The organism is Burkholderia sp. BCC1988 (assembly GCF_905339895.1).
Lineage (GTDB): Bacteria > Pseudomonadota > Gammaproteobacteria > Burkholderiales > Burkholderiaceae > Burkholderia.
Genome location: NZ_CAJPHA010000109.1, coordinates 1 through 217 on the forward strand (window position 1 = coordinate 1; position 217 = coordinate 217).

Genomic DNA, 217 nt, shown 5'->3' on the forward strand with positions numbered 1-217 from the left:
CCCTTGACGGCCTGGATGCCGCCGTAGTTGACCTGCAAGCCCTTGATTTTCAACATTGCCGCTGCCATCAGTGCACCCCTGCGCCGAGATATGCCTCAATCACCTTCGGATTCTTCTGCACGTCCTGCGGCAGACCCTCGGCGATCACCTTGCCGTAATCGAGCACCGTCATCCGGTTGCACAATCCCATCACGAGCTTCACGTCGTGCTCGATCAG

Annotated in this window: 1 pseudogene; it reads right to left on the minus strand. The window is 58.5% G+C overall.

Annotation, left to right across the window (positions count from 1 at the left end):
* Positions 1–67 precede the first annotated feature (67 nt).
* Positions 68–217: pseudogene (locus tag U4012_RS35785) on the minus strand (ABC transporter ATP-binding protein); the annotation flags it as partial.